Origin of the sequence: Acinetobacter sp. ANC 4173 (genome assembly GCF_004331255.1) — a bacterium.
In the GTDB taxonomy this organism is placed as follows: Bacteria; Pseudomonadota; Gammaproteobacteria; order Pseudomonadales; family Moraxellaceae; genus Acinetobacter.
Genome location: NZ_SJOF01000008.1, coordinates 137,397 through 162,253, shown reverse-complemented (window position 1 = coordinate 162,253; position 24,857 = coordinate 137,397). Strand labels below are relative to the sequence as shown.

Sequence of the window (24,857 nt, the reverse complement as noted above, 5' to 3'; positions counted from 1 at the left end):
TATCTTTCTGAAGAAGATGCAGTTAAATTCACTAAATTATTAAAGTTAAATAATTTATCCAAAGACTCGGGCATCAATGTGCAGGCTTTAATATACGGTGATTGGTCCAAAGAGGGTTTACATGAAAATTTTAAAATTAACCTTAATATTTCCAAAGACCTATCTGATTCTGAAATTGAATAATTATGTCGTAAGCGATTTTAGTTTTTCAATCCACTTTGTATAAGCTTGTGTCTGCTGGGGAATGTACTCATAGTAATCATAGTGTGGCTAGAGATGAAAATAGAGCCAACTTTTCATTTTTCTTATACCTTCTATGGCGGCTTACATCTAAAGTGATAAAATATGGCATATTTTTTAAAGTATACAAATTTTGAAATAATTTTCTTAAAAAAGATTTGTATACTATTTTGTATACCTTTTATCTCCTAATTGAGCATTTCAGGTACAAACGGATACAACTTTGAAAAATATTAAGCCCTTGTAAATACTAGAGAAAACGACCTGATGCTAACCCTTCCAATGACTACTAAACTAGGTGGTTTCTATCTTTTTTACTATTGTATTGTTGGGACATTCATGCCGTATTGGAGTCTTTATTTAGAAGATCAAGGCTTCAATTTTCAGGAAATTGGTGTTTTATCTTCTATTGCGATTATCACTCGTTTTTTTGCACCATTCATATGGGGGTGGGTGGCTGATAAGTCTGGAAAACGGATGTTATTGGTTAGAATTGCAACTTGGATGGAAGCGTGTATATGGTTCTTAATTTTTCTTATACCAAATAGTTTTCAGTCGATTGCCTTACTGATGTTAATTTTTAGTTTCTTCCAAAATGCAATTTTAGCGCAATTTGAAGGTGTGACACTATTTTGGTTGGGGGAAAAAAGGGCCGAGTTATATGGCAAAGTTCGAAAATGGGGGTCTATCGGTTTTATCACGGGTGTATTTTGTATAGGGGCATTGTTAGAAATAATCCCTATATCTATGCTGCCCATTCTATTACTTTGTATCTCATTTTTAGCTTTTCTGTGGTCATTTACTATTCATGAACCTAAGAGTGCACCAAAATCACAGAAAAAACTTGAACCGCTATGGCCAATTATAAAAAAACCAGTAGTCGCATCTTTTTTTATTATTGAATTTATTATGTTGCTATCACATGCACCTTTTTATAGTTTTTATAGTAATTATCTTAAACAGGTCGGTTATTCAACAACAGAAATTGGTTTTTTATGGGCGATTGGTGTGATTGCAGAAATTATTATGTTTGCTTTTGCTAATATCTTTCTTAAAAAATTCTCGTGGCGTTTCTTGGTGAGCATTTGTTTGATACTGACGGGTGTTCGATGGTTAATCGTCGGCTTTTTTCCGAATATGTTTTTGATGCAATTATTTGCTCAAACGATTCATGCTTTTAGTTTTGGTCTTTTTCATATGATTGCGATGCGTATTATCTTCGAAAATTTTATGTCTGGACAGCAGGGACGTGGACAAGCACTGTACAGTACAATGTGGGGATTAGGGGTTGCTTCTGGTAGTTTATTGGCAGGTAAGTACTGGACTGAAATTTCAGGTGAACATGTCTTCATGATTGCAGGACTTTCTGTATTTATGGGCTTAATCTTCGTTGTGGGATTGCCCAATAAAGTACAGAAAGACCATTTAGCTGAGCTTAAATCTTAATTTGACTATATTTTTTTGCCCAAGGTTGTGCCTGCTCCAATTGTTGTGCCAATTGTAAAAGTCGATCTTCTCTGCCGAAGGGTGCAACAAATTGTGAGCCTAAGGGAAGTTGATTGTTGTTCCAATAAAGTGGAACGGACATTGCGGGTAAGCCTGTAATATTGGCCAATTGGGTAAATGGTACCCACTTCAGATTTTCTTTAATAATTTTTTCAATAAATTTTCCTTCTGCAAGTCGATGTGCTTGTCCTATTTTAAGAAGAGTTTTTAATAATTGTTTCTGCCATATTGGTGTTTTCACTTCACCATTTTTAGGTGCGGTTGTTGCAGTAGATGGAATCAGATATAAATCATATTGTTCAAAAAAATGATTCATCTGTGCTGCATATTGTCCCCAATTATTAAGGTTATGAATATATTGTAATGCTGTTGTGGTTTCACCAAATGCAGCCAACGCGAATGAATCCAGTTCAAAAGCATCATTTTGAATATTAAGCTGAGACCGTGTTTCCTGAATGGTATAAGCAAACTGGCTAAACCACGTGGTAATAAAGTCTTTGGCTAATGACATGCCATTGATAGGTGGTTGAGCCTCCACAACAATGTGTCCTAAAGATTCGAGTAACTGTGCAGTATGTAAAATGGCTGCTTCTGCTTCACTAGAAACCTTGGTTCCTATAGGAGATTTCACACTATAAGCAATTTTGAGTTGTTTGGGTGGGCGTTGAATAATATCTAAATAGCTTTGTTCTGGGGTGTGAATTGAAAATAGAGAATGTAGTTCAGAGCCGTGTGTAGCATCTAGCATGGCTGCACTATCTCGTACCGATTTAGTCAACACATGTTGCATAGCGGCTCCATGCATGGCTTCACTTAAATGTGGCCCCCATGGTGTTCGACCTCGACTCGGCTTTAGACCGAACAGGCCACAATAAGAAGCTGGGATACGGATAGAACCACCACCATCACCTGCACCTGCAAGTGGCACTATTCCAGCGGCAACAGCAGAAGCAGAACCGCCTGAAGAACCGCCACTATTGTGTTTTAAATTCCATGGATTGTGGCAGGTTCCCCATGCTTCTGGCTCGGTAATGCCTTTTATTCCAAATTCAGGTGTATTGGTTCGGCCAAACGTCACAATACCTGCTTTTTCCCAACGATTAACAATTTCAGAATTGGTTTGTGCAATATAATTTGCCCGTTTAAATGCTTGGCTACCAAAGGTACTTGGATAGCCTTTAAACTCTTGAAATAAATCTTTTACCAGAAAGGGAACGCCTGCAAAGGGGCCTTGAAGAGATTGCTGAGAGCGTTTTTGCGCATAGTCATGCATTGGAATTGTAATAGCATTGAGCTTGGGATTGACTTCAGCAGCCCTTAACAGTGCTGTAAGTAGTAATTCATGAGGATGAACTTCTTTTTTAGCAACCAGTTCAGCTAATCCTAAACCATCGTGCTGTTGATATTCCGAAAACTTCATTATTGTTTTACTCCAGATTTACTGTCTTATATTCATTAAGTTGAAATAATAATCTGATTTCTCCCTTGTGCTTTTGCACTATAAAGGGCTTGGTCTGCTCGAACAATCAGCTGTTGCAATGTTCCAGATAAAGGTAAGGCTTGATGCTCAATCCCAATGCTGATGGTCATCTGAATTTGAAACTGATTTTCAATATTTAGAACAGCGGTTTCGACGGTATGGTGAATGTGTTCAGCTAACTGAATTGCTTCTTCAAGTGATGTATTCAACGTTAACACAGTGAATTCTTCACCCCCAATACGTGCGAATAAGTCATTAACCCCAATTTTCTGTTTTACTAATTTTGCGAACTCTTGTAAGACTAAATCACCTATATGGTGACCATATCGATCATTCATTTGCTTAAAGTGGTCAATATCTATCATGAGAATGCTTACAGATTTGTTCTGTGGCTCTTGAATCAATAATTGACTTTGTTCCAGAAAATATCGTCGATTCAATGTATTAGTTAAACTGTCATGATTGGCATAGTCGAGAACTTGACGATAAAGTTTCTGACGATTTTGGCTGATTGCGCACAGAATAAGCGGTGCAATTCCAAGCATACATAACCCAATACGAATAGATATGGTCGTGCTTAAGAAAGCATTAGATGAAGATGATAAGTAAAAATAGGTTAAGCTATGATAGGTCACTATGCAGACGACACTATTAATAAATGCAACAGAAAATAATCTATAACTCAGTGCTGCCCAAATTAAGGCCGCTAGGGGATAAAGTAATGAACCTGGGCCAAAAAATATGTGTGTGAAAGCGACTGAAATGATAATCGCGATAAAAGGCAAAATGTCACTGGTTTTTAGAGGCTCAGTAAAGAGTTCAAAAATCCATTGCTGGCTTTCTTCCTTTGTTGGAAAAGTAAGAATTAAGGGAAGAAAAGTTACAAAGTTAAAAATTTCTCCTGTCCACCACATGCCAAATTCAGTCCAAAAACGTTCAGGTGACATAAAGCTGTTCGGTACGTGTGTGATCGTCTGAACTGCAAAAATAGCACTTAGCAGACAGCCACCCAAAGTACACATGGCGAATAAATATAGAAAGCTTAAGCCTTTATTATAGTCACGATAATCCAGTTTTGTGAGATGAACCAGAATTAAAGGGATGGAGACACTAATTAAATTCGATATAGTTAAATATAGCGTAATTTCAATTGAATTCCCTGTAATTAAATCAGCAATAGCATAAGCAGTAATGGCACCCAACCAACCTCCAAAGAGATTGAGTTTTGGAAATCGTAAGAATAATCCTAATAACACAGGATTAGCAGGCCATAATAAGGCTAAAAAAGTGATTGGACGTGTAAATATACCAATGAGACAGCAAGCAAAAATGACGGTTGCGATTATTAAAAAAGCATAAGATTGTTTTTGAATTGAAGGAGTTATAAGTTGTCTGATTTGCATTTGCAAATAATTATCCTTAATTTAAGCGTTATGATTTTCTAGCAATTGAAGAAAATAAAAGTAAACTCAATATTAGCTTTGATTTTGAAAGCTGTCGGAAATCATTCTATAGATTTCAAAGAAGAAAGTGCTAGTACTATGATAATGAAAGTGCATTTTTTTATACAAATAGATTGTAGTGAAATGGTTATAAGTGATGGTTTTGCTTAAAAATATGATAACGTATTTGCAGGGATGCAATGGCTGATTAACTATATGAAAAAAGCATATCTTACAGTGGTCTTGATGTTATGTTCAGCAATGAGCATGGCAAATGAAAGTTCTACTGCAACGCAAAATGCTCAAGATGAGGCAGATCGTGGTGCCAATACAATTCGTATTATGACACGACCTGAAATTGTAGGTTTGTGGGGAATGGAAATTCCAAATAATAAAAAATGTATTGAATACTATAATTTTAAAAGTAATAACGACGTATTCATTAAAAGTGGTCAAGAATGGTCTACAGGAATCTATGATTATCAGGCTTCGAGGGATGTTGCAGCTCAACTTCCTGTTTTAATGTTACAGGTGAAATACGATAATAATGAAACAGACTGTTCTGGGTATAAGCAAGACCAGTCAGGTGAAATTTCTCAGTATTTTGTACAATGGAAAAATCCGACGACCATTAACTTTTGTAATAATGAAAAAGCAGGACAATGTTTTGCAACTTTACGCCGGGTCTTACCGTGAGTTTTTTCTGATAAACGACTTTATATGAAGCAATAAAAAGCCAGTCAATTGACTGGCTTTTTATTGAGTAGGGATGTGCTAATTAAGAAGCTGCTTTTTCAGTTTGACCTTCAAGTTGCTTCAACAAATGCTTTTCTAGATAGTGAATATCCATTGCATGTTTGCAGAAGTTTTTGTCTTGTAGAATTAAATCCTTATGTAAAGGAATATTGGTTTTAATTCCAGTCAGGATCATTTCATCTAAAGCTTGGCGCATACGAGCAATACAAGTTTCACGATCTTTACCATGCGCAATTAGCTTGGCGATCATTGAGTCGTAGTAAGGCGGAATGCTATAACCCTGATAGATATGTGAGTCTAAGCGAATGCCTGCACCACCTGGCGTATAGAAATGCTCGATTTTACCTGGAGACGGCATAAATGTAGAAGGATCTTCTGCATTGATACGGCATTCCATGGCATGACCTTTACATTCAACATCTTCTTGAGCAATTTCAAGTCCAAGACCTGCGGCAATACGCAATTGCTGCTCAATAATGTCAATGCCTGTAACCATTTCTGTAACAGGATGCTCTACTTGAACACGGGTATTCATCTCGATAAAGAAGAACTCACCATCTTCAAATAAGAACTCGAATGTGCCAGCGCCACGGTATTGCATAAGCTTACATGCATTCACACATGCTTCTAAAATGTCAGCGCGTGCTTGTTCTGGTAAGTTTGGTGCTGGCGCTTCTTCAAGCACTTTTTGGTGACGACGTTGTAAAGAGCAGTCACGATCAAATAAGTGGATTGCATGACCATTACCATCACCCAGAACTTGGATTTCGACATGACGTGGTTTTTGCAGGAAGCGTTCCATATATACCGTATCATCACCGAACCACATTTCTGCGTCACGTTGAGCTGCTTGTACAGACTCAAGTAGGGTGTCTACCTGTTCTACAATACGCATACCACGACCACCGCCACCTGAAGCTGCTTTCACAATCAGTGGAAAGCCAATTTCTTTTGCTTCAGCAAGAGCATTTTGTGGCGTTACTGCATTTGCAGAACCTGGTACGGTTGGTACACCTGCTTTACGCATTGCAGTAATTGCAGAAACTTTATTCCCCATTAGGCGAATATGTTCTGGGCGTGGACCAATAAAGATGAAGCCAGAGTTTTCTACAATTTCAGCAAACTCAGCATTTTCAGATAAGAAGCCATAACCAGGGTGGATGGCATCTGCACCTGTAATTTCTGCTGCAGTAATAATTGCAGGAATATTTAAATAGCTCTCGCTACTCGCTCCTGGACCAATGCAGACAGCTTCATCACAAAAACGTAAATGCATTAGGTCTTTGTCAGCATCGGAATAGATACCAACCGTTTTGATTCCTAATGTTTTGCAAGCACGGGTGATACGTAAAGCGATTTCACCCCGGTTTGCAATTAGAACTTTTTGCAACATTGTGAGACCCCGTGGTGTTATGCGCGATAGCGGAATAAAGGTTGACCGAATTGGATCACTTCACCGTTTTTCACAAGAATTTCTTCAATTACGCCGCTTTGAGTTGCTTCAATCGGGTTCATGATTTTCATTGCTTCAATAATGCCAAGAGTTTCACCAGCAGTTACAGTTTGACCCACTTTAATAAATGTTGCTTCGCCTGGGCTTGGTGCTGCATAAAACACACCAACCATTGGTGAAGTTTCAACTGCACCACGTGGTGCAGATTTTGGTGCAGATGGGGCACCAGCTGATGGAGTTGGCATTGCAGGAATTGCTGCAGCAACGACTGGACTACGACGAGTCAATGCAATCGATTGATCACCTTCTTTGACTTCGATCGCTTGTAAGTCAGATTCAATCATCAAATCGATGAGTTTCTTGATTTTACGAATATCCATGAGACAGTATTCCTAATTATGATTACTTAGATGGTTGAATTTTTTCGAGGGCGTAATCGAGTGCCGCGGTATAACCCTTAGCACCTAAACCGCAAATTACGCCAACGGCTTTATCGGAAAGATAGGAGTGATGTCGAAATGCTTCACGGGCATGAACATTTGACAAATGCACTTCAATAAAAGGTATTGCTACGCCAAGAAGAGCATCACGTACTGCAACTGAGGTATGTGTCAGTGCGGCAGGATTAATAATGATGAACTGTACGCCTTCTTGTTGCGCTTGATGAATTCGGTCGACAATGGCACCTTCCCAATTACTTTGAAAAGTATTGAGCGTTGTTGATGCTTTTTGCGCTTGAGAGATGAGTTGCTGATTGATATCCTCTAGGGTCAAGTAACCATATACTTCAGGTTCTCGTTTTCCTAGTAAGTTTAAATTCGGTCCATGAATGACCAAAATGGTCGAACTCATTCAGCACGCTCCAATTTTAAGTTTGCAATATTGCTTTGCAAGATCTCTGCAAAGTTTGCTTATTATGGCATAGTATCCTACAAGTCTTTTGATTTTTATTTGAATTGTTGTAGAAAGCATGTACCAGAACTTGGAACATATATTGCGAACTTTGCTAACAATTGGCAATGTTAAAAAATGACAAAATTTACGATATAGCAGTTATTTTCTTTTAAAGTATAAATTGACCAAAACAGCTCATTTACATGTCTTTTGGCTGAATAGAGAATCATCAATTGTTAACATTTCATTCCAACATGTTGTATAACGGGGCGAACGATGCAGTTGTTTCATCTGCCATGTAGTACTGTTGGAATGATAACCAATTTGTATGCAATCTGAACCATAACGATGTTTCATTTTGTACAAGGTTTTCATCAGTTCTTCGCGTTGTTGAATCAAGTTGATGGGTTGCCATAAGTCATCAATATGCTGGCTTTTGGGATGTAGAGCAGAAAGCATGATTGCAACCTTCACATACTTCTTATTTTCTTCAAATAAAACATCAATTTGCTGAACAGAAGCTCTGCTTAAAACTAGAAGATCATCACTGGCATATTCTAAACCTACGGCATGTGAGTGGCTTTTTTTATGTGGTGATTGAGGGATTTTTTCATATAAAGAAACATGGATGCAGGCGCAGAGTTGCTGCTGTTGCATGAGGCGTTTATGTACACGATTGACATGAAAAATCAGTGCTTGTTTTATGATCTCTTTCTGTGACAGTGATTTGGCAAAACTGCGCGATGAAAGTATGTTTTTTGCTGGTAATGTCGGATCATCTAATGCAATACAGGACTGACCTTTTAGCTCACGGATTGTACGTGCAATGAGTACAGAAAACTCTTTACTGAGGTAATGCTCATTGGCAAAAGTTAAGTCAAAGCTATTATGAATTGCATAATGCTGTAATTTTTTACCGATTTTTCGTCCAATACCCCAAATTTCTTCTACAGGCGTTTCGAGTAGCAGCCCTTCAAAACTGCATAAGTCCAATGCAGGCAAAAAACAGACTTGATTAAAGCTCTTTCGTTTCTTAGCAAAATGATTAGCAAGTTTCGCCTGAGTTTTGGAATAACCAATTCCGATACAACACGGTAAGCCAAGCCATTGTGCAATTTTGTTCACAAGTTCTCGACAATATTGTTCGATATCGAAAAGTTGTGCGTAGCTCGTGAGCCGTATAAAACATTCATCAATCGAGTAGGGTTCTAAGTCCTGATCATTAAAGTGCTCACCTAAAATCTCAAAAAAACGACGTGACATATTGGCATAGAGCGGATAATTACTAGATAAGACTTGCACACCTGCTTTTAATGCTTCCCGTTCAATTTCATGCCACGGCACTGCCATAGAAATATTCAGGGCCTTGGCTTCATTGCTACGTGAAATGACACAACCATCATTATTACTGAGCACGACTACAGGCTTATCATTCAATTTTGGGTTAAATACACGTTCACAACTGACATAACAGTTGTTAATGTCAATCAGTGCATAAAGTTGTTGATGATAAAGCTTGTCCATAATCGTCACTTATTTGAGCTTTTTTAAAATACAGATGACAACACCCCAAATTGCAATATTTTCCTCACCACGCGGGTAGATGTCAGGATAGTCAGGATTCTCTGCTTTTAGCCAAAATCTAAAGCCATGATCCGTATGTTTATCTTGCATAAAGCGTTTAACCGTAAATTCATTGTTGATGAGTGCTAATACAATATCGCCATGTTCGGCATTTAATTTACGGTCAATCAGAATTTGGTCTCCAGCATCAATTTCTGCATTTTTCATCGATAAAGAATCCACGCGTAAAATAAAAGTACTGGCTGGGTTTTTAACCAAATACTTATTTAAATCGATGTAATCTTCTATATAGTCTTGCGCGGGCGAGGGAAATCCAGCCGCAACAGATTCGAGTGGGGACGGAATTGATAATTCAGTTTGTAAATGAATTGGATTCAGTTGAATGGTGTTCTGACGGTCATCTTCTGGTACAGGTTTTAGCCATTCTTTAATGGCCATTACTTTAGACTCGGGCACGCGCATAACGACTGTTTTTTCAGTGTAATGAGATTTGCGTCCTGCATTGGCACGTTTGCCGCCGTGAGAGGTTATATTTGACTCGCTCATAATTCACCTTGATAAAGTTACATAATCAAGATTAGCAGAAAAATAAACCGCGTGACAGTATATTTTGTGTAGGGATGACTTGAGGCAAATTGCACTTGGTTCTAAACTGCGGAACATAAATAATTGTATTTGGAATCCACAATGGATTTAATCACGGAACAAAAACTGGTATGTGAAGAATATGGCTCGGCGTATATTGCAGTGCATGAGGATGATGTGATTGCTGTTGCTGTAGATTCATTACACCAAGAGCCAATTGTCGGTATTCGTAACAAGCCAGAAGCTGGGGAAGATGTCACCTGGTTTATTTATGCGGGTGAGCATGATGACCGTGAAGATTTTTTTCAAACGGTTTGTGTAAAGGATTTGCAGGAACTTTTACCCGAAGTGCTCCCATTTTTGGCATTGGAACATGGTTATCGTTTTATGATTGATCGGGAAGAATACGAAGATGTATGGAAAGAAGGTGATGCAATTTAAGCGTATTGCTTAAATTTGACTGAAAATGATATAAAAATGACGGGAAATGATACGTTGAATACGATCAAAATAGTTATGTTGAAAGGGCAAATCCTTTTTAGCGAGCAACTACTTCCCTAATTGTTATTTTTACCTCTTAATAGCCATGTGAATAACATGGCTTTTTTTATTACTGATCTAGATGTAGACAGTAATGTTGTCAAAAACGTCACAATCCGATACTTTTGAAGAAGAAACAGTTGGAATGACGAAATCTATGAAATGGGATGAAATTGGCGAACAGCCTTGTTCAATCGCACGAGCCCTATCGATTGTTGGAGATCGATGGACATTATTGGTCTTGCGTAATGCATTTATGGGCATGCGTCGTTTTGACGATTTTCAGCAGCAATTGGGTGTGACTCGACATGTCTTGGCTGATCGCTTAAAGCGTTTGGTTGACCAGCAAATTTTAGAAAAAAAACCGTATATTGAAAGACAGCAACGTTTTGAATATTGCTTAACCGAAAAAGGTCTAGAACTTTATCCTGTGCTGATGAGTATGGTGACTTGGGCAGATAAGTGGATGGATGATGGTACGGGTAAGCCTATGCAGCTGATGCATAAACAATGCGGTCAAATATTTACAGCCATAACAGTGTGTTCAGAATGTAAAGAACCGTTGAACGCACGGCAGGTGAAACCAATTTTTCGTCATCATCCATTCCAATTAGAGGCTGTTCAGCCTGTTGATCAAACCAAACAGGCTTAAGCATGTTTGGCTTATAAACAATTAGCAGGTTTTGGAATACCAGCAAGGCGACTTAAATGTCGGGCAACAAGACCTGTATTAAATTTTTCTTGCAGAACTGCATTGTTAATATCTGAGCTTACGCTTTTCATTAAAAATTTAATGAGCGGACGAGTTGCAGGGGAATGTCCAAATTGCTGATAAAACTGACGTACAGCATGTAAAATACTCAAATGCCAGTCGGTCAATTCAAGTTCAAGACTATTTGCCAGCTCTTGAGCGACTTGAGGTGTCCAGATGGTGTAATCGACCAAATGACCATCTTGATCAAGTTCTAGATTCATCATGATATTTTTAAACCTATTATTTAATGGTCATGCAGCGCGTATGTGCCAAACAAATGTCGGCAAATTGAGCATAAGAAATGACTTGGATGTGTGTTGGCAATTGTTGAATCAGTAATGCAGCATCCGTATCTAGAACATAGAGTCGCTCGACATGCTGTAATGTATCATGCTGTGCGTGTAAGACAGCATCTCCCATCAGTACGACACTGTCACTGCTTTGTAATACGGATTGGAGCTGAACGAGTTTAGTACTTGCGGAAGAATAATCTGATTGAATTAAAAAAAGTGTAGATGTCAGCATAAAAAATATTCATCCGTTACCAATATAAAACGTGGTCGAAGTCTTGTAAAAACTGGGCATTTAGTTCGACAAATTCAATTTCTTGTTGTGCTTGAGCCACAAAAGGGTGGTTTTGATTCACACTTTCCACCAAAACTGGGGTTAGGTCGTAAAATTCAAAGCTATCAACCATATTGGATGCCAGTTTAAAGGCGTGTTTAATCGCTTCAAACTGTTGTTCCGCTTGTAATAAGCTGAGCGCAGCATTCATGAGTAAAACCTTGACTTCACACCCGAATGTCGCTAAAACCATAGTCGCAGCAAGGCTTTCATGCACGTGTAAGCTGGTTAGGTTGGCTTGGGTTAATATCACGAGTACAGTTTTCACACAATTTACCTTTTAAATGCAACAAATTCGCCAAAAATAACCACTTAAAATTGAATTAGACGTTCAGTGGATTGTACGGCATCGGCAAGTTCACCCAAACCGACCAATTCAAAGCCATACGCTAAGTTATGTTGGTCAATATTGTGTCTTTTTGCATTTTCTTCATCTGTGATACCCCTTGCCAAAGCTGCACTTACACAAACAGGTAAGCGAATACTGAGTTTTTGCCACTCTGTCGTGAGGTTACGTTGGTCATCGGGTACCCATTGCAGGGCGTTGGCTACGGAAACGCCGTCTTGATAGAAGAAAACACGGAATGCTTCTTGCTGTGTATGTAACGCTTGTGCAAGCCCGAGTGCATGCCAAGCATGAATAGATGTAGGAGCAGAGGTAATTAACAGTAATGTACTCATGGAATTCACTTAAAGGCTGTACCAATCGAAACTTGGAACGTCCAGACTTCATAAGAAAAAGGTAGTATACAATGATTTTAGTAACTGGTGGATTAGGCTTTATAGGCTCGCATGTCGCTCTTAGCTTAATGGCTCAGGGGCAGGAAGTCATTATTGTAGATAATTTGTCCAATGCCAATCTACAGACCTTGGAACGATTAGAATACATCTCTGGGATGTATGTTCCATTTGCAAAGCTGGATATTCGCAATACGCCCGCTTTGAATAAGGTCTTTGAACAATACACAGTCAATGCTGTTGTACATACGGCGGGGTTCAAATCTTTACAAGAGTCGGTGTTAAAGCCACTTGAGTATTACAATGATAATGTCAGTTGTATTATGAGTTTAATGCGTGCCATGCAACGAACGGGTGTACGACATTTGGTGCATTTATCGAGTTTAGCGGTATATGGTGAGTCGGGTCTTGATCTTCAGGAAGATATGCCATTTAACTATGCTTACCCCAATCCGTATATTAAGTCTCAACAAATGATTGAGGAAATTATACGTGACACCTTTAAGACCGATGAAGAATGGAATATTGCCATTCTAAGACTGGGTAATGTGGTGGGTGCATTTGAACATGGTGTTCTAGGTGAGTTTGTACAACCATTACCGAAAAATATTGTGCCGTTGGCCATGCAAGTTGCAGCACGACAACGCGAATATATTGATTTACATAAGCAGGCTAAAACGGCTGATGGTACTGTAGAGCGCGGATTTGTACACGTTCTGGATAGTTGTGATGCGGTGATTGCTGCTTTGAAATGGCTATATACCCAACAGCATACGTGTGAGGCGTTTAATATAGCAGGTGCGAATTATTCGATTCAAAGTTTGTTGCAACAGATTGCGCATGTGACAGGTGCTGAAATCAAGACCATGGATACAGATTACTTGATTGGTCAAGAGCTGGATCAGGTTGGAGCAAATACAGAGAAAGCCGAGCAACTTTTAGGCTGGAAAGCACAACGTAGTTTGACCCAGATGTTGGAAGATGAGTGGCGTTTTTATCAAAATACGTTGCGAACTTAAATAAATCAAAATCGGAGTAAACGATAATAATTATCGTTTACTCACTATTGGTATTGCATTAAAATAACAAAGCTATTCAATACCTGAATAAGTAAAAAGATCATAGATAAAGATAGAGGTAAACATGCATACACGTATTGAACATGACACCATGGGTGAAGTTGAAGTTCCCGTAGACGCAATGTGGGGGGCACAGACTCAACGTAGTTTGCAGAACTTTAAAATTGGCGGTGAACGTTTACCTCGACCAATGATTCGAGCAATGGGGCTTGTGAAAAAAGCTGCCGCATTGACCAATTCAGATTTGCAGCAAATACCACAAGAATTAGCACACTATATTGTCGATGCAGCAGAAGAAGTGATTCAGGGGCAGTGGGACAGTCAATTTCCATTGGTGGTGTGGCAAACAGGCTCGGGTACGCAAAGTAACATGAACTGTAATGAAGTCATTGCCAATATCGCGAATCAAAAATTAGGCAATCCTCTTGGTGCACAAAAACCTGTACATCCAAATGACCATGTAAACCGTGCACAATCGACAAATGATTCATTCCCAACCGCAATTCATGTTGCAGCGAGTCTGCAAATTAACGAATTATTGATTCCAGCGGTAACACAATTGCGAAACACCTTAGATGCTAAAGCTCAAGAATTTAATGATATTGTGAAAATTGGGCGTACTCATTTACAAGATGCAACGCCGTTAACTTTGGGCCAAGAGTTTAGTGGTTATGTATCCCAGCTAGATCATGGTTTAAAACGCTTACATCAGGCATTGTCAGGTTTATATGAGTTACCTTTAGGGGGAACGGCTGTTGGTACTGGACTGAACGCGCATCCTGATTATGCGGAAAAAGCAGCAGAGCAATTAGCTCAGTTAACAGGGCTACCTTTTGTCACTGCACCGAATAAATTTGAAGCTCTAGCTGGACGTGATGCAGCAGTGTTTGCATCTGGTGCATTAAAAACACTGGCAGCGAGTTTAAATAAAATTGCCAATGATATTCGTTGGTTGGCCAGTGGTCCGCGCTGTGGTTTTGGTGAAATTCGTATTCCCGAAAATGAGCCAGGTTCAAGTATTATGCCAGGTAAAGTCAATCCAACCCAAAGTGAAGCAATGACGATGGTAGTTGCACAAGTGTTGGGGAATGATACAACCATTAATGTTGCAGGTGCTTCAGGGAATTTTGAGCTGAATGTATTTATGCCTGTAATCGCCTATAACTTATTGCAGTCTATTCAACTGCTGGGTGATGCATGTAATAGCTTTAATGAGCATTGTGCGGTCGGAATTGAACCAAATAAAGAAAAAATAGATTACTTCCTACATAACTCACTAATGTTGGTAACAGCATTAAACCCAGTGATTGGCTATGAAAATGCGGCAAAAGTGGCCAAAACCGCTTATAAGGAAGGAAAAACCTTAAAACAGGTAGCTGTAGAGCTGCAATTGGTCACAGAAGCGCAGTTTGATGAAGTGGTACGTCCAGAAAACATGGTTTCGCCGAACGTAAAATAAGCTTCTGTAAAACGAAATAAGATCAGCGGTTTTTATCTGACGCAGATGTGCGTACAATATGCATTAGATTTTTACCGCTGATGATGACCTATGCTAGATATATATTTGACAGATGTGCAGAAACATGTGCAGTTTAAGGATTACCCTGGCGAGCATCCTGTTAAATTTATTCTTAATTTCAAAAAGATTTTTCCTAGTGTAATGGAGCTGCTACTTCCAGTATTACCGGAAAATGAAAACTTAGAAGAAATGACGTGGGAGTCGACGACTCAAGATTTTGAGCTATTTAAGTTGCTTTTAAGTGGTTGGGGTGTAGTTGAATTACGCTTAAGTGCATTGGCAAAATTTAAAGACAAAAATTTTGCAGATGGATTGGTAAAACGTGCCCAACAAAAGCGCAAAACAGATGCCCAAAAACATGCAACATTGAAAACAGTAGAACTCGATTATCTATTTATGCACGAAATTCATGCTTTGATTGATGCAGAATTGGTTGAGCTGGGTGAGAAGTTTTATTTACCGACACTAAGAGATCTTTGGAAAAACCATATCTCGAATGATGTATTACAAGCAAATTTATCATGAGTTTTGTATAAAAAATCCTCTGATTCAAAAAATGCAGCCATTTAGTAATTGAAGCTAAATGGTTTTCTAGTTTAGAAAATTGCATTGTTAGATCCTAGTATTATGTTGTGATTTACGTTTAATAGAATAAATAAAATTTAAATTGGTTTTTACCAAATATAAAAAATATGAATATGAATTTTCTTAATATTTATAAGTAAATTGGAATTATTTTTGCATAATATTCAATATCAGCAAAGTGCTGGGTAAGCATTCTCATTTTACGAAAACCATCATTCAAACAAGGCAAGCAACATGGCAAATGAATTCCTGAACTTAATTGAACAACGCCGTACCATTTATGCATTGGCAAAAAATGTAGCGCAAACACCTGAATATTTAACGGATTTGATTCAAAGAACGATTCGTGAAAGTCCATCATCATTTAATTCACAGTCTTCACGCGCCGTGATTTTATTGAATGCAGAACATGAAAAATTTTGGAACTTTGTAAATCAAGAGCTACAGACTTATGCAACGGATGAAGCCGCTGCAGCCAAAACAGCAGCGAAGATGGAGAGTTTCGCAGCAGGGTTGGGGACAGTTTTATTCTTTGAAGACATGAGTGTAATTGAAGATTTACAAAACCGTTTTGCCTTATATGCTGAAAATTTTCCAATTTGGGCTGAGCATTCAACCGCAATGGCGCAATTTGCAACATGGACAGCGTTGCATACGGAAGGATTAGGGGCTTCTTTACAGCATTACAACCCAATTGTAGATCAGCAAGTTCATGCAGAATGGAACATTCCTAAAAATTGGAAACTACGTGCTCAACTGGTATTTGGTTCAATAGAGGCAGAAGCCAAAGCAAAAACTTATATTGAAAATACGGAACGATTTAAAGTTTTCCAATAAATCAGATACCACGATTAGGAAATAAGCCTGTGGCTTTTTCCTTTAAGGGAGATGTAGGTTTTAATGGATAGAACACATTAATTTAGATGATAGAAAGTCAATTTATATTTGATTTTCTATCAATCAAGCTTTGACTTTAAAGTGGTTTGCGATGCAAGCCACTTTTTTTGTTACAAAACCACAATCATTTAAAGACTTAAAATAGCCTAAGCAAAATGATGTTTATTAAATAAATAGCCTAAGCAAAAATGGAATTTATCTGCTCACGCAAAAAAATGCACCTTTTATTTTCATTTAAATCTTTATGCCAAAACATACCCATTTTCATATTAGGTAATTCAACTGGCACAGAAAAAATATTTAAAGATAATCCGACTTGTAAATGAGAAAGAATTGTCTCGGGCAAAGTTAAAATCGCTTGAGCATTTTGTTCTAATATTTGTAATGCAGTGGAGTAGTGTTGGCAACGTAACAAAATATTCCGATTGAGTTGCTGGCGTTGTAAGTAAATGTCCTCAAGTAATAATCCCGTACGGCGTGAAGATACGCCTATATGTGGAGATGCAAAATAAGTAGCTTCATCCATCTGGGTTTGTTGGGTGCAAGCAATAAAACGGTCATGTACCAATGCTTGAAATTGAATTTTTTCTCCAAAGTTTTGTTCTAGATCCATCACAAAATCGATTTGCTGGGCAGCCAAATCCGCAACAACCGTTTTACGATCTAATTTAATACTTGTAAATTGAATATCTAAATTCAGTTGTTGGAAATGTTGGAAAATACGAGGAAAGATGATGGGTTCAATTTCATCATGTACTGCAATTTTTAATGTTTTAACCATATCCGGTTCAAAACTTTGTTTCTGAAGTGAAATACTTTGAATAGCATGCAGTGCATTTTTAATGATGGGATAGGATTGTTCAGCAAAAGGTGTAGGTAACATCTTATGACCAGCGCGAATGAATAAATCATCTTGCAGTTGTAAGCGCAAACGTTGTAAGGCGTGGCTAGCAGCAGACTGCGTAATATTGAGCATATGCGCTGCTTTAGAAATACTTTTTAGCTCAAAAATGGCAATAAAAAGAGGATAAAGATTGATATCGATACGGTAAAAGTTTGCTAAGTCCATATCAACATTATTATGAATAGTATTCATAAATTTCTATTAATTAAAATCATTTCATTCATATTAAATTTTAAGCTAATGTTCTGTAAAGCGAATGATTACAAAATCTACAGGATGCACTCATGTTTGAACTTTCACCACGTGCTCAAGACTATATTGAGCGCACAAAAGCTTTTATAAAAAATGAAATTGAACCTGTAGAAAGCGAGTTTTGGAATGAAATACATCATTTAAATCCTAATGGAAATTGGACGCAGTGGCAGTGGCCAGCGCAACTTGAAGTCTTGAAAGCTAAGGCTAAAGCTGCGGGTCTATGGAATATGTTTTTGCCTGATCCTGTATTAGGTGCAGGGCTTTCAGTACAAGAATATGCACATATTGCAGAATTGACAGGTCGAAGCCTAATTGCGCCAACAGTATTTAACTGTAATGCACCAGACAGTGGCAATATGGAAGTGCTATGGCGCTATGGCAGCGAACAACAAAAACAACAATGGTTAACGCCGTTATTGGACGGAAAAATCCGTTCAGTATTTTGTATGACCGAACCTGAAGTTGCTTCCAGTGATGCCACTAATATGCAGGCAACTGCCGTAATTGAGGACAATGAGATTGTTCTGAATGGGCGTAAATGGTGGTCATCGGGCTTGGGTGATCCAAATGCCAAAATTATTATCTTTATGGCGCATACGCCTGATGAAACCAAAGACCGTCATCATCAACATTCTATGGTACTGGTTCCCATCGATTCTGAAGGTGTAACCATTGAGCGCATGTTACCTGTATTTGGTGATTATGATGCGCCACATGGTCACGGTGAAATTAGCTTCAATAATGTGCGTGTTCCTGTATCTAACTTTATTGGTGGTGCAGGTCAGGGCTTTGAGATTGCACAAGGTCGCCTTGGGCCAGGTCGGATTCATCATTGTATGCGCTGTATAGGCGCAGCGGAAAAATCATTAGAACTGATGATTGACCGTGGTATGAGTCGAACTGCATTTGGAAAAGAAATTCTGAAACTAGGTGGCAATTTAGAACGTGTTGCAGAAGCTCGAATTGCGATTGATCAGGCACGTTTATTGACTTTGTATGCTGCCTACAAAATGGATACTTTGGGCAATATGGCTGCCTTAACTGAAATTTCAGCCATTAAAGTGGTTGCACCAAGTGTATTGGAAAAAGTGGTGGATATGGCAATACAAATGCATGGTGGTGCAGGTGTTTCTCGTGACACACCATTAACAGGATTCTTTGCTCAAGCACGTAGTTTACGTTTGGCTGATGGTCCCGATGAAGTGCATAAAGGGATGATTGCCAAACTTGAACTGAAAAAACGTGGATACGGCGCGCGTAAAAAATAAAGCTGTGGTAAAACTAAGTAAAGCATTCATATTCTAAGAACTAGGGATAACGAGTATGTCGGTAATTGATGTTGGTGGCAGCGTGCGTGAAGGTGAAGAACTGGATGTACAAGCTGTAGAAGATTGGCTTAAGTCACAAGGCGTCGTGTTAGAGGGGCAAGTTAGAGTCACACAATACTCGGGTGGGGCTTCAAATTGGACGTATCGCCTAAAATATGACAATACTGATCTTATTCTACGTTGCCCACCCAAAGGGACTAAAGCAAAATCAGCTCATGATATGGCACGTGAATATACGGTGCAGAAAAACTTGGCACCGTTTTATCCTGTCTTACCAGAAATGGTTGGTCTTTGTCAGGATGAGTCTGTATTGGGTTGTGACTTTTATGTCATGAAACGGATTGCGGGTATTATTCCACGCGCAAAACTTCCACCAGAATTACATTTTTCTGAAGCGCAAGTGCATCAGTTATGTGTGAATGTGATTGATAAACTAATCGAATTGCACCAAGTACCCTATCAAGGCACAGAACTGGAAAAACTAGGCAAAGGTGAAGGTTATTGTCGCAGACAGGTTGAAGGTTGGGATCAGCGCTTTGAGAAAGCACATACGCTCAATGTGCCGACCTTCAAATTTGTACGTAAATGGCTGATTGACAATATCCCTGAAGATTCGGCAACCTGTTTAATTCATAACGATTGGCGTTTTGATAATGTCATTTTAGATCCTGAAGATCCAACGCAAGTGATTGGGGTTTTGGATTGGGAAATGGCGACAATTGGCGATCCGCTGATGGATTTGGGTTCGGCATTGGCTTATTGGGTTGAAGAAAAGGATAGTAAAATTTTTAAAGCGACGCGGCGCCAACCCACCAATATGCAAGGAATGTTTACTCGTAAGCAAGTTGTAGAATATTACTTGGAAAAGACAGGATTACAGCCAGAAAATTGGACTTTTTACGAAGTGTTTGGCATTTTCCGTTTAGCGGTTATCGCGCAGCAAATTTACTATCGTTATTTCCATAAGCAAACCAATAATCCTGCCTTTAAAGATTTTTGGGTCATTATTCATGCCTTGCATATTCGTGCGTTGAAATTGATTGGAATGCAAAAGCTGGAAGCCAATGAAATTGCACATAAATATATGGAAAAATTTAAGGACATCTTAGAGAAATGACCACCATTTATTTGATTCGTCATGGACAAGCTTCTTTTGGTGCCAAAAGTTATGACAAACTTTCGGAGAAAGGAGAATTACAAGCGCAACGATTGGGGCAATATTTCAAACAAATTTTAAAAGAATCACCGTATGTGATTGCCGGTTCCATGCATCGCCATCAACAAACAGCGCAATTGGCTTTGGCGGAATGCTTTCCACATAGCCAAGTCGTGACAGATTCACAATGGAATGAATTCAACCATCAGCAAGTTTTTGCTCAGTATGAGCCAAGATTCAACGAGCCGCATTTATTAAAATCTGATGTCGCGCAGCATGTAAATCCGCGTGCCTATCTGGCAAAAATTTTTGAAGGCGCCATTGAACGTTGGACGGGTGGTGAACATCACCATGAATATGAAGAGTCATGGCCGACATTTAAAGATCGAGTCGAAACAGCTTTGCAAGATTTGTGTAATGAATTAGCACAAACCAAGCCACGCTATGCGGTCGTGTTTACCTCTGGTGGCGTCATTTCTGTGGCTGCAGGAAAAATTCTCGAACTGAATCCTAATCGTACATTTGCATTGAACTGGGCGATTACTAATACCAGTATGACCACTTTGCGTTTAGTTGGAAACGAACCGCAATTACTCAGTTTAAATGAGCATCATTTTATTAAAGCAGATGATTCAGAACTTTTAACATGGATATAACAAGGATTTCACCCATGGCAAAAACCATTTTAATTACAGGGGCGAGTTCAGGTTTAGGCGCAGGTATGGCGCGTGAATTTGCACAAAAGGGCTACAATCTCGCCATTTGTGCGCGACGTATGGAACGTCTAGAAGCACTTAAACAAGAGCTTGAAAGTCAGTATGGTATTCAGGTGATTGCCAAAACTTTAGATGTGACCAATTATGACCAAGTCTTTGATGTGTTTAAGGCATTCCAACAAGACTTTGGCAAACTAGATCGAATTATTGTGAATGCGGGAGTCGGACAAGGTCGTCGTATTGGTAAAGGCAATTTTGAGATTAACCGCGCAACTGCAGAAACCAACTTTATTTCAGCATTGGCACAATGTGAAGCAGCGGTTGAAATTTTTCGTGCTCAAAATTCGGGGCATTTGGTGGTGATTTCTTCCATGAGTGCGATGCGTGGCTTGCCAAAGCATCTCTCAACTTATGCCGCGAGCAAAGCTGCGGTAGCACATTTAGCCGAAGGCATACGTGCAGAACTCATTGATACACCCATTAAAGTTTCGACTATATTCCCTGGCTATATTCGTACTGAGTTAAATGAAGGGGCGAAAAAGTTACCGTTTGAAGTCGATGAAAAAACGGGTTCACATTTACTTGCAGAAGCGATTGAGAAAGCTCCTGTCAAAGCGTATATTCCAAAGTGGCCGTGGTTACCAATGAGCTTAGCGATGAAAGTTTTACCTTTGCGGATTGTAAATAAATTGGGGTAACTTTATTTTTTAATTGGAATAAATTTATGGAGTCCATGTTACATATGTGAAGAATAAAAGCCGACTGATTTCAACGTGGACTTTTTTCGGCTAGTTATATTAAAGCAACAGTATTGTTGATTTAACAAGGTTTCAATTCAGTCTGATAGGCTTACTTCCGAGAACGTTTTAACATCTGCTTTCATAAGCGAACGGGCTTGGTCAATTCTGCAGTTTTCACCGAAATTTTTCAGATAAATCAGATCAAAGTGAATCTTGTGACACTCATAATGTTCTCTCCTATACAAAAAGAATAGACTAAATTTGTCTAGGAGAGTGGTGGCAGTCCATATCTAATTAAAAAGTGTCTACAAAGTTGAGCGCATTTGGTACAAAAATAATCAAGACTTCATATAAGTTTGGTAATTATTGAATTTATTTTTGAGCCGTATTAAGTATGATTATAGTTATACTTAATTAATGGAAAAATATAATGATTAGTACTGAGATTGACAAAGGAATATCTCTACTTTATTTTTCGATACGATTAAAATTTTGTATTGCTTTAAGTGGTGCTTGTCTTTGGACTTGGTTTTCAATATGGATAGCACAAGCGTGGATACATGACCTCAGTACACACATTGGTCTGTTTGCTGCTATTTTTCTGATTTATGGGATTGCCATTATTCCAGGCTTTATGAATTCATTCGCTGCTTTGAGCTTGATGATGGATAAAAGGCCTCGTCGACAGACACTTTCATTTTATCCAGGCGTCAGTATTCTGATTGCTGCTTATAATGAAGCTGCTTCGATTAAAGATACTTTGGTGAGTATCAGTCATCAGAATTATCATGGTAAGTTACAAGTCATTGTAATTAATGATGGTTCTAAAGATGAGACAGCCGATATTGTTAAAAATCTACAAGAACAGTTTTCATGGCTTACTTTTCTTGATTTGGAGAAAAATGCGGGTAAAGCGCATGCCTTGAATGAAGGATTTAAATTGGTTGAACATGACCTTGTAGTCACAATCGATGCTGATTCATATTTACATCGTATTGCGTTGATTAATATTGTTGAACGCTATCTTTTAGACCCACCAAATACTCGTGCTGTGGCTGGTAAGATTTTGGTTCGTAACTCTCGAGAGAATTTACTGACTAAAACTCAGGAATGGGACTATTTTCTTGGAATTTCAGCAACCAAGCGCATGCAATCACTTTACCAAGGTACTCTAGTTGCGCAAGGAGCTTTCTCTATTTACGATCGTGCTGCATTGATTGAAGTGGGTGGATGGCCTGAATGTGTAGGCGAAGATATTGTACTCACTTGGGCATTGCTCAATGCTGGGTATAGAGTTGGGCATTGTGAGGATGCCTGCCTTTTTACCAATGCACCTACGACACTCAGAGTTTTTATGAAGCAGCGCCAGCGATGGGCACGAGGCATGGTGGAAGCTTTTATTAAACATCCATCCATTTTAGTCAAGCCACGACTGTCAACATTCTTTATTTATTGGAATCTGCTTTTTCCTTGGTTAGATCTGGCCTTTACCTTTGGATTCTTGCCTGGGTTAGTATTGGCATGTTTTGGCTATTACTGGATTGTCGGCATTATGACGCTGGTTTTGCTTCCAATGGCTTTATTGTTAAGTCTCTTAAATTATTTTATTGAACGTCAGATGTTTAATGAAATGGAGCTGAAAGTTCGGAAGAACTTTGCTGGTTTTTTGATATATGTTCTCGCATATAGCTTCTTATTACAACCTGCTAGTATTCTCGGGTATTTGGATGAAATATTGAGAACGCGAAAAACATGGGGAACGAAATGAAAACAAAACCAACAAATTTATGTATCACTATTCCTTTATTAATGATGATTAGCATGGGCTGTTTTGCTAATGAATTAGAAGAAAAAAAAGGGACCAGTGGGCGTGCTGTTGGAACAGAATTCTTTTTCAGTGATGATAGTGAGGGATTTCAAACCCGTAAGTTATCAGCAGAATTTTTTCCAAAATATGAAAGTGGCGATAGTTATCTAGGTGTGCGTGCTAGTGCTTATCAATATAAGGCCGATAACTGGAATCGGGATGGACAGAAAATATCATTTGTAGGAAGAGATATCGATTCTGCCACTGCGAATGGCTGGTTTTTAGATGCAGGCCTATTCGAGCAAAATAACCATACATTATTAACTCTTGATGGTAGTTATCGGACTCAGTTTTTCGATAAAACTGCCTTAGACGTATTTGTGAATCGTGACTGGGTCGAAACGCAATCTGCTCTGGATCAGGGGATTAATTTCACTTTCGTGGGTGCTGCTCTGGATCAAGGTTTAGGTGATCATGTCACTCTCGTCGGTTTGGCTGGAACCCAATTTTTTTCAGATGATAATCGTCGCGATCATGGTCGAATTAAATTGATTTATCAACCTTCACTCAATCTAGGTCTTACGGTCCAAGCCCGTTATCGAACTTATCATAGCAGTCAAGAGGATGTCGGTGGTGCGTATTTCAACCCAAAGAATTATGAAGAATCTATGCTGGCACTTGGTTGGCGTCAGCGCTTTGCTAAATGGTCTTCAGGCTTAACAGTTGGCCTAGGACGGGAAAAAATCAATGAAGCTCCAAGTCAGTCAACTCAACTTTTTGAACTGAACTTGCAAAGTCCAATGTATGGATCTCAATTTTTTCGCATGAATGCTGGATATAATAAAAGTGCCTCTTTCAACGGCCCGAACTATAATTATCCCTATGTGAAAGGTGAATGGATTTTACAGTTTTAGATATTTTTCATAAGTTAGAAACGATATTCTGGTTGATATTAATCTGTACCGAAAATATGACAGGAATCCTGCATTTCAGTGTATCAAATGCATCAATTTAATACCGTTCTAACTTACTCACTTTTGCTTGGATTGCCTTGGAGCCGTGAATGCTGGTTCTTCTAAAGGAGAACATCAAACTCTTAAATGAAAAAGGTAAATTTGATAACAGGTACCAGTAGGGGAATTGGTCGGAGTATCTGTGAAAAATTATTAAAAATTTACATAAAGCACTGATATTAAAGTAAATATAAGATATGGATTTTTATGGAAAATATTTAAACAATGTTGATCAAACTCACTAATCATCCCGAACCATTAA

At 38.6% G+C, this 24,857-nt stretch carries 28 protein-coding genes; 16 read left to right on the top strand and 12 right to left on the bottom strand.

Annotated features, from left to right (window positions below):
• Positions 1 to 183, top strand: a 183-nt coding sequence (locus E0H94_RS18565) for a hypothetical protein (RefSeq protein ID WP_205679298.1), incomplete at its 5' end; no start/stop codon positions are given.
• Positions 184 to 507: 324 nt separating this feature from the next.
• Positions 508 to 1,686, top strand: coding sequence for an MFS transporter (locus tag E0H94_RS11235; RefSeq protein ID WP_131326607.1), 1,179 nt, complete (start codon positions 508 to 510; stop codon positions 1,684 to 1,686).
• On the opposite strand, the gene E0H94_RS11230 is transcribed toward E0H94_RS11235, so the two are convergent.
• Together E0H94_RS11230 and E0H94_RS11225 are read right to left on the bottom strand one after the other, a co-directional pair.
• Entirely contained in the window at positions 1,676 to 3,166 is a 1,491-nt protein-coding gene (locus E0H94_RS11230) for an amidase (RefSeq protein ID WP_131326606.1), read from the bottom strand. The genes E0H94_RS11235 and E0H94_RS11230 overlap by 11 nt on opposite strands.
• A 35-nt stretch (positions 3,167 to 3,201) precedes the next feature.
• Positions 3,202 to 4,428, bottom strand: a complete 1,227-nt coding sequence (locus E0H94_RS11225) for a GGDEF domain-containing protein (protein WP_227548581.1) — start codon at positions 4,426 to 4,428, stop codon at positions 3,202 to 3,204.
• Here E0H94_RS11225 and E0H94_RS18705 point away from each other — a divergent pair.
• The gene (locus tag E0H94_RS18705) at positions 4,418 to 4,585 is read left to right on the top strand and encodes a hypothetical protein (RefSeq protein ID WP_227548580.1); all 168 of its coding nucleotides are present in this window, start codon (positions 4,418 to 4,420) and stop codon (positions 4,583 to 4,585) included. The two genes, E0H94_RS11225 and E0H94_RS18705, sit on opposite strands and share 11 nt — an antisense overlap.
• Before the next feature lie 278 nt (positions 4,586 to 4,863).
• Positions 4,864 to 5,364: a hypothetical protein gene (locus tag E0H94_RS11220; RefSeq protein ID WP_205679297.1), complete on the top strand. Its 501-nt coding sequence runs from the start codon at positions 4,864 to 4,866 to the stop codon at positions 5,362 to 5,364.
• A gap of 82 nt (positions 5,365 to 5,446) precedes the next feature.
• On the opposite strand, the gene accC is transcribed toward E0H94_RS11220, so the two are convergent.
• From accC to E0H94_RS11195, 5 genes are all read right to left on the bottom strand, one after another.
• Positions 5,447 to 6,817 (bottom strand): acetyl-CoA carboxylase biotin carboxylase subunit, encoded by a 1,371-nt coding sequence (gene accC, locus E0H94_RS11215; protein ID WP_131326604.1) that lies wholly within the window; start codon positions 6,815 to 6,817, stop codon positions 5,447 to 5,449.
• 17 nt (positions 6,818 to 6,834) lie between these two features.
• Positions 6,835 to 7,257 (bottom strand): acetyl-CoA carboxylase biotin carboxyl carrier protein, encoded by a 423-nt coding sequence (gene accB, locus E0H94_RS11210; protein ID WP_131323339.1) that lies wholly within the window; start codon positions 7,255 to 7,257, stop codon positions 6,835 to 6,837.
• 22 nt (positions 7,258 to 7,279) lie between these two features.
• Entirely contained in the window at positions 7,280 to 7,729 is a 450-nt protein-coding gene (gene aroQ / locus E0H94_RS11205; RefSeq protein ID WP_116763306.1) for a type II 3-dehydroquinate dehydratase, read from the bottom strand.
• A gap of 237 nt (positions 7,730 to 7,966) precedes the next feature.
• Positions 7,967 to 9,295 carry a Y-family DNA polymerase gene (locus E0H94_RS11200; RefSeq protein ID WP_131326603.1) on the bottom strand — a complete coding sequence of 443 codons (1,329 nt, stop codon included), beginning with the start codon at positions 9,293 to 9,295 and terminating at the stop codon, positions 7,967 to 7,969.
• Between the two features lie 9 nt (positions 9,296 to 9,304).
• Positions 9,305 to 9,901, bottom strand: coding sequence for a LexA family protein (locus tag E0H94_RS11195; protein ID WP_131326602.1), 597 nt, complete (start codon positions 9,899 to 9,901; stop codon positions 9,305 to 9,307).
• A gap of 141 nt (positions 9,902 to 10,042) precedes the next feature.
• Here E0H94_RS11195 and E0H94_RS11190 point away from each other — a divergent pair, with 141 nt between their 5' ends.
• On the top strand, positions 10,043 to 10,381 hold the full coding sequence (locus E0H94_RS11190) for a hypothetical protein (protein WP_131326601.1): 339 nt from the start codon (positions 10,043 to 10,045) through the stop codon (positions 10,379 to 10,381).
• A gap of 256 nt (positions 10,382 to 10,637) precedes the next feature.
• On the top strand, positions 10,638 to 11,132 hold the full coding sequence (locus E0H94_RS11185) for a winged helix-turn-helix transcriptional regulator (RefSeq protein ID WP_131326615.1): 495 nt from the start codon (positions 10,638 to 10,640) through the stop codon (positions 11,130 to 11,132).
• A gap of 11 nt (positions 11,133 to 11,143) precedes the next feature.
• Here the strand turns inward: E0H94_RS11185 and E0H94_RS11180 are convergent, their stop codons facing one another.
• From E0H94_RS11180 to tusD, 4 genes are read right to left on the bottom strand one after another with little or no spacing between them, the layout of a single operon-like run.
• Entirely contained in the window at positions 11,144 to 11,455 is a 312-nt protein-coding gene (locus E0H94_RS11180) for a TusE/DsrC/DsvC family sulfur relay protein (RefSeq protein ID WP_131326614.1), read from the bottom strand.
• A gap of 19 nt (positions 11,456 to 11,474) precedes the next feature.
• Positions 11,475 to 11,759 carry a DsrH/TusB family sulfur metabolism protein gene (locus E0H94_RS11175; RefSeq protein WP_131326600.1) on the bottom strand — a complete coding sequence of 95 codons (285 nt, stop codon included), beginning with the start codon at positions 11,757 to 11,759 and terminating at the stop codon, positions 11,475 to 11,477.
• 16 nt (positions 11,760 to 11,775) lie between these two features.
• Positions 11,776 to 12,126 carry a hypothetical protein gene (locus E0H94_RS11170; protein WP_131326599.1) on the bottom strand — a complete coding sequence of 117 codons (351 nt, stop codon included), beginning with the start codon at positions 12,124 to 12,126 and terminating at the stop codon, positions 11,776 to 11,778.
• A 44-nt stretch (positions 12,127 to 12,170) separates the two neighbouring features.
• Positions 12,171 to 12,539, bottom strand: a complete 369-nt coding sequence (tusD, locus tag E0H94_RS11165; protein WP_131264952.1) for a sulfurtransferase complex subunit TusD — start codon at positions 12,537 to 12,539, stop codon at positions 12,171 to 12,173.
• A 71-nt stretch (positions 12,540 to 12,610) separates the two neighbouring features.
• Between tusD and galE the strand changes: the two genes are divergently transcribed.
• From galE to E0H94_RS11145, 4 genes are all read left to right on the top strand, one after another.
• Positions 12,611 to 13,615: a UDP-glucose 4-epimerase GalE gene (gene galE / locus E0H94_RS11160; protein WP_131326598.1), complete on the top strand. Its 1,005-nt coding sequence runs from the start codon at positions 12,611 to 12,613 to the stop codon at positions 13,613 to 13,615.
• 124 nt (positions 13,616 to 13,739) lie between these two features.
• Positions 13,740 to 15,134, top strand: a complete 1,395-nt coding sequence (gene fumC / locus E0H94_RS11155) for a class II fumarate hydratase (protein ID WP_131326597.1) — start codon at positions 13,740 to 13,742, stop codon at positions 15,132 to 15,134.
• A 90-nt stretch (positions 15,135 to 15,224) separates the two neighbouring features.
• Complete coding sequence (locus E0H94_RS11150) at positions 15,225 to 15,719, top strand: hypothetical protein (RefSeq protein ID WP_131326596.1); 495 nt, start codon at positions 15,225 to 15,227, stop codon at positions 15,717 to 15,719.
• Positions 15,720 to 16,013: 294 nt separating this feature from the next.
• Positions 16,014 to 16,616: a nitroreductase family protein gene (locus E0H94_RS11145; RefSeq protein ID WP_131326595.1), complete on the top strand. Its 603-nt coding sequence runs from the start codon at positions 16,014 to 16,016 to the stop codon at positions 16,614 to 16,616.
• Between the two features lie 238 nt (positions 16,617 to 16,854).
• On the opposite strand, the gene E0H94_RS11140 is transcribed toward E0H94_RS11145, so the two are convergent.
• Positions 16,855 to 17,772: a LysR family transcriptional regulator gene (locus tag E0H94_RS11140; RefSeq protein WP_131326594.1), complete on the bottom strand. Its 918-nt coding sequence runs from the start codon at positions 17,770 to 17,772 to the stop codon at positions 16,855 to 16,857.
• Positions 17,773 to 17,864: 92 nt separating this feature from the next.
• On the opposite strand from E0H94_RS11140, the gene E0H94_RS11135 reads away from it, so the two are divergent.
• The 6 genes from E0H94_RS11135 (at position 17,865) to E0H94_RS11110 (ending at position 24,496) form a co-directional block, all read left to right on the top strand.
• Positions 17,865 to 19,103 (top strand): acyl-CoA dehydrogenase family protein, encoded by a 1,239-nt coding sequence (locus E0H94_RS11135; protein ID WP_131326593.1) that lies wholly within the window; start codon positions 17,865 to 17,867, stop codon positions 19,101 to 19,103.
• A 55-nt stretch (positions 19,104 to 19,158) separates the two neighbouring features.
• A complete protein-coding gene (locus E0H94_RS11130) occupies positions 19,159 to 20,280 on the top strand; it encodes a phosphotransferase family protein (RefSeq protein ID WP_131326592.1) in 1,122 nt (373 codons plus the stop codon).
• Entirely contained in the window at positions 20,277 to 20,975 is a 699-nt protein-coding gene (locus tag E0H94_RS11125; RefSeq protein WP_131326591.1) for a histidine phosphatase family protein, read from the top strand. The genes E0H94_RS11130 and E0H94_RS11125 overlap by 4 nt, the downstream gene beginning before the upstream one ends.
• A gap of 14 nt (positions 20,976 to 20,989) precedes the next feature.
• Positions 20,990 to 21,733: an SDR family oxidoreductase gene (locus tag E0H94_RS11120; RefSeq protein WP_131326590.1), complete on the top strand. Its 744-nt coding sequence runs from the start codon at positions 20,990 to 20,992 to the stop codon at positions 21,731 to 21,733.
• A gap of 472 nt (positions 21,734 to 22,205) precedes the next feature.
• On the top strand, positions 22,206 to 23,543 hold the full coding sequence (locus E0H94_RS11115; protein ID WP_165495603.1) for a glycosyltransferase: 1,338 nt from the start codon (positions 22,206 to 22,208) through the stop codon (positions 23,541 to 23,543).
• On the top strand, positions 23,540 to 24,496 hold the full coding sequence (locus tag E0H94_RS11110) for a hypothetical protein (RefSeq protein WP_131326589.1): 957 nt from the start codon (positions 23,540 to 23,542) through the stop codon (positions 24,494 to 24,496). The genes E0H94_RS11115 and E0H94_RS11110 overlap by 4 nt, the downstream gene beginning before the upstream one ends.
• Positions 24,497 to 24,857: the final 361 nt, after the last annotated feature.

Bases quoted from the DNA above. Each gene is read 5' to 3' on its own strand.
- E0H94_RS11235 (WP_131326607.1), top strand. From the start codon at position 508: ATGCTAACCCTTCCAATGACTACTAAACTAGGTGGTTTCTATCTTTTT.
- E0H94_RS11230 (WP_131326606.1), bottom strand. From the start codon at position 3,166: ATGAAGTTTTCGGAATATCAACAGCACGATGGTTTAGGATTAGCTGAA.
- E0H94_RS18705 (WP_227548580.1), top strand. From the start codon at position 4,418: ATGGCACCCAACCAACCTCCAAAGAGATTGAGTTTTGGAAATCGTAAG.
- E0H94_RS11220 (WP_205679297.1), top strand. From the start codon at position 4,864: ATGCAATGGCTGATTAACTATATGAAAAAAGCATATCTTACAGTGGTC.
- accC (WP_131326604.1), bottom strand. From the start codon at position 6,817: ATGTTGCAAAAAGTTCTAATTGCAAACCGGGGTGAAATCGCTTTACGT.
- accB (WP_131323339.1), bottom strand. From the start codon at position 7,257: ATGGATATTCGTAAAATCAAGAAACTCATCGATTTGATGATTGAATCT.
- aroQ (WP_116763306.1), bottom strand. From the start codon at position 7,729: ATGAGTTCGACCATTTTGGTCATTCATGGACCGAATTTAAACTTACTA.
- E0H94_RS11200 (WP_131326603.1), bottom strand. From the start codon at position 9,295: ATGGACAAGCTTTATCATCAACAACTTTATGCACTGATTGACATTAAC.
- E0H94_RS11195 (WP_131326602.1), bottom strand. From the start codon at position 9,901: ATGAGCGAGTCAAATATAACCTCTCACGGCGGCAAACGTGCCAATGCA.
- E0H94_RS11190 (WP_131326601.1), top strand. From the start codon at position 10,043: ATGGATTTAATCACGGAACAAAAACTGGTATGTGAAGAATATGGCTCG.
- E0H94_RS11185 (WP_131326615.1), top strand. From the start codon at position 10,638: ATGAAATGGGATGAAATTGGCGAACAGCCTTGTTCAATCGCACGAGCC.
- E0H94_RS11180 (WP_131326614.1), bottom strand. From the start codon at position 11,455: ATGAATCTAGAACTTGATCAAGATGGTCATTTGGTCGATTACACCATC.
- E0H94_RS11175 (WP_131326600.1), bottom strand. From the start codon at position 11,759: ATGCTGACATCTACACTTTTTTTAATTCAATCAGATTATTCTTCCGCA.
- tusD (WP_131264952.1), bottom strand. From the start codon at position 12,539: ATGAGTACATTACTGTTAATTACCTCTGCTCCTACATCTATTCATGCT.
- galE (WP_131326598.1), top strand. From the start codon at position 12,611: ATGATTTTAGTAACTGGTGGATTAGGCTTTATAGGCTCGCATGTCGCT.
- fumC (WP_131326597.1), top strand. From the start codon at position 13,740: ATGCATACACGTATTGAACATGACACCATGGGTGAAGTTGAAGTTCCC.
- E0H94_RS11150 (WP_131326596.1), top strand. From the start codon at position 15,225: ATGCTAGATATATATTTGACAGATGTGCAGAAACATGTGCAGTTTAAG.
- E0H94_RS11145 (WP_131326595.1), top strand. From the start codon at position 16,014: ATGGCAAATGAATTCCTGAACTTAATTGAACAACGCCGTACCATTTAT.
- E0H94_RS11140 (WP_131326594.1), bottom strand. From the start codon at position 17,772: ATGAATACTATTCATAATAATGTTGATATGGACTTAGCAAACTTTTAC.
- E0H94_RS11135 (WP_131326593.1), top strand. From the start codon at position 17,865: ATGTTTGAACTTTCACCACGTGCTCAAGACTATATTGAGCGCACAAAA.
- E0H94_RS11130 (WP_131326592.1), top strand. From the start codon at position 19,159: ATGTCGGTAATTGATGTTGGTGGCAGCGTGCGTGAAGGTGAAGAACTG.
- E0H94_RS11125 (WP_131326591.1), top strand. From the start codon at position 20,277: ATGACCACCATTTATTTGATTCGTCATGGACAAGCTTCTTTTGGTGCC.
- E0H94_RS11120 (WP_131326590.1), top strand. From the start codon at position 20,990: ATGGCAAAAACCATTTTAATTACAGGGGCGAGTTCAGGTTTAGGCGCA.
- E0H94_RS11115 (WP_165495603.1), top strand. From the start codon at position 22,206: ATGATTAGTACTGAGATTGACAAAGGAATATCTCTACTTTATTTTTCG.
- E0H94_RS11110 (WP_131326589.1), top strand. From the start codon at position 23,540: ATGAAAACAAAACCAACAAATTTATGTATCACTATTCCTTTATTAATG.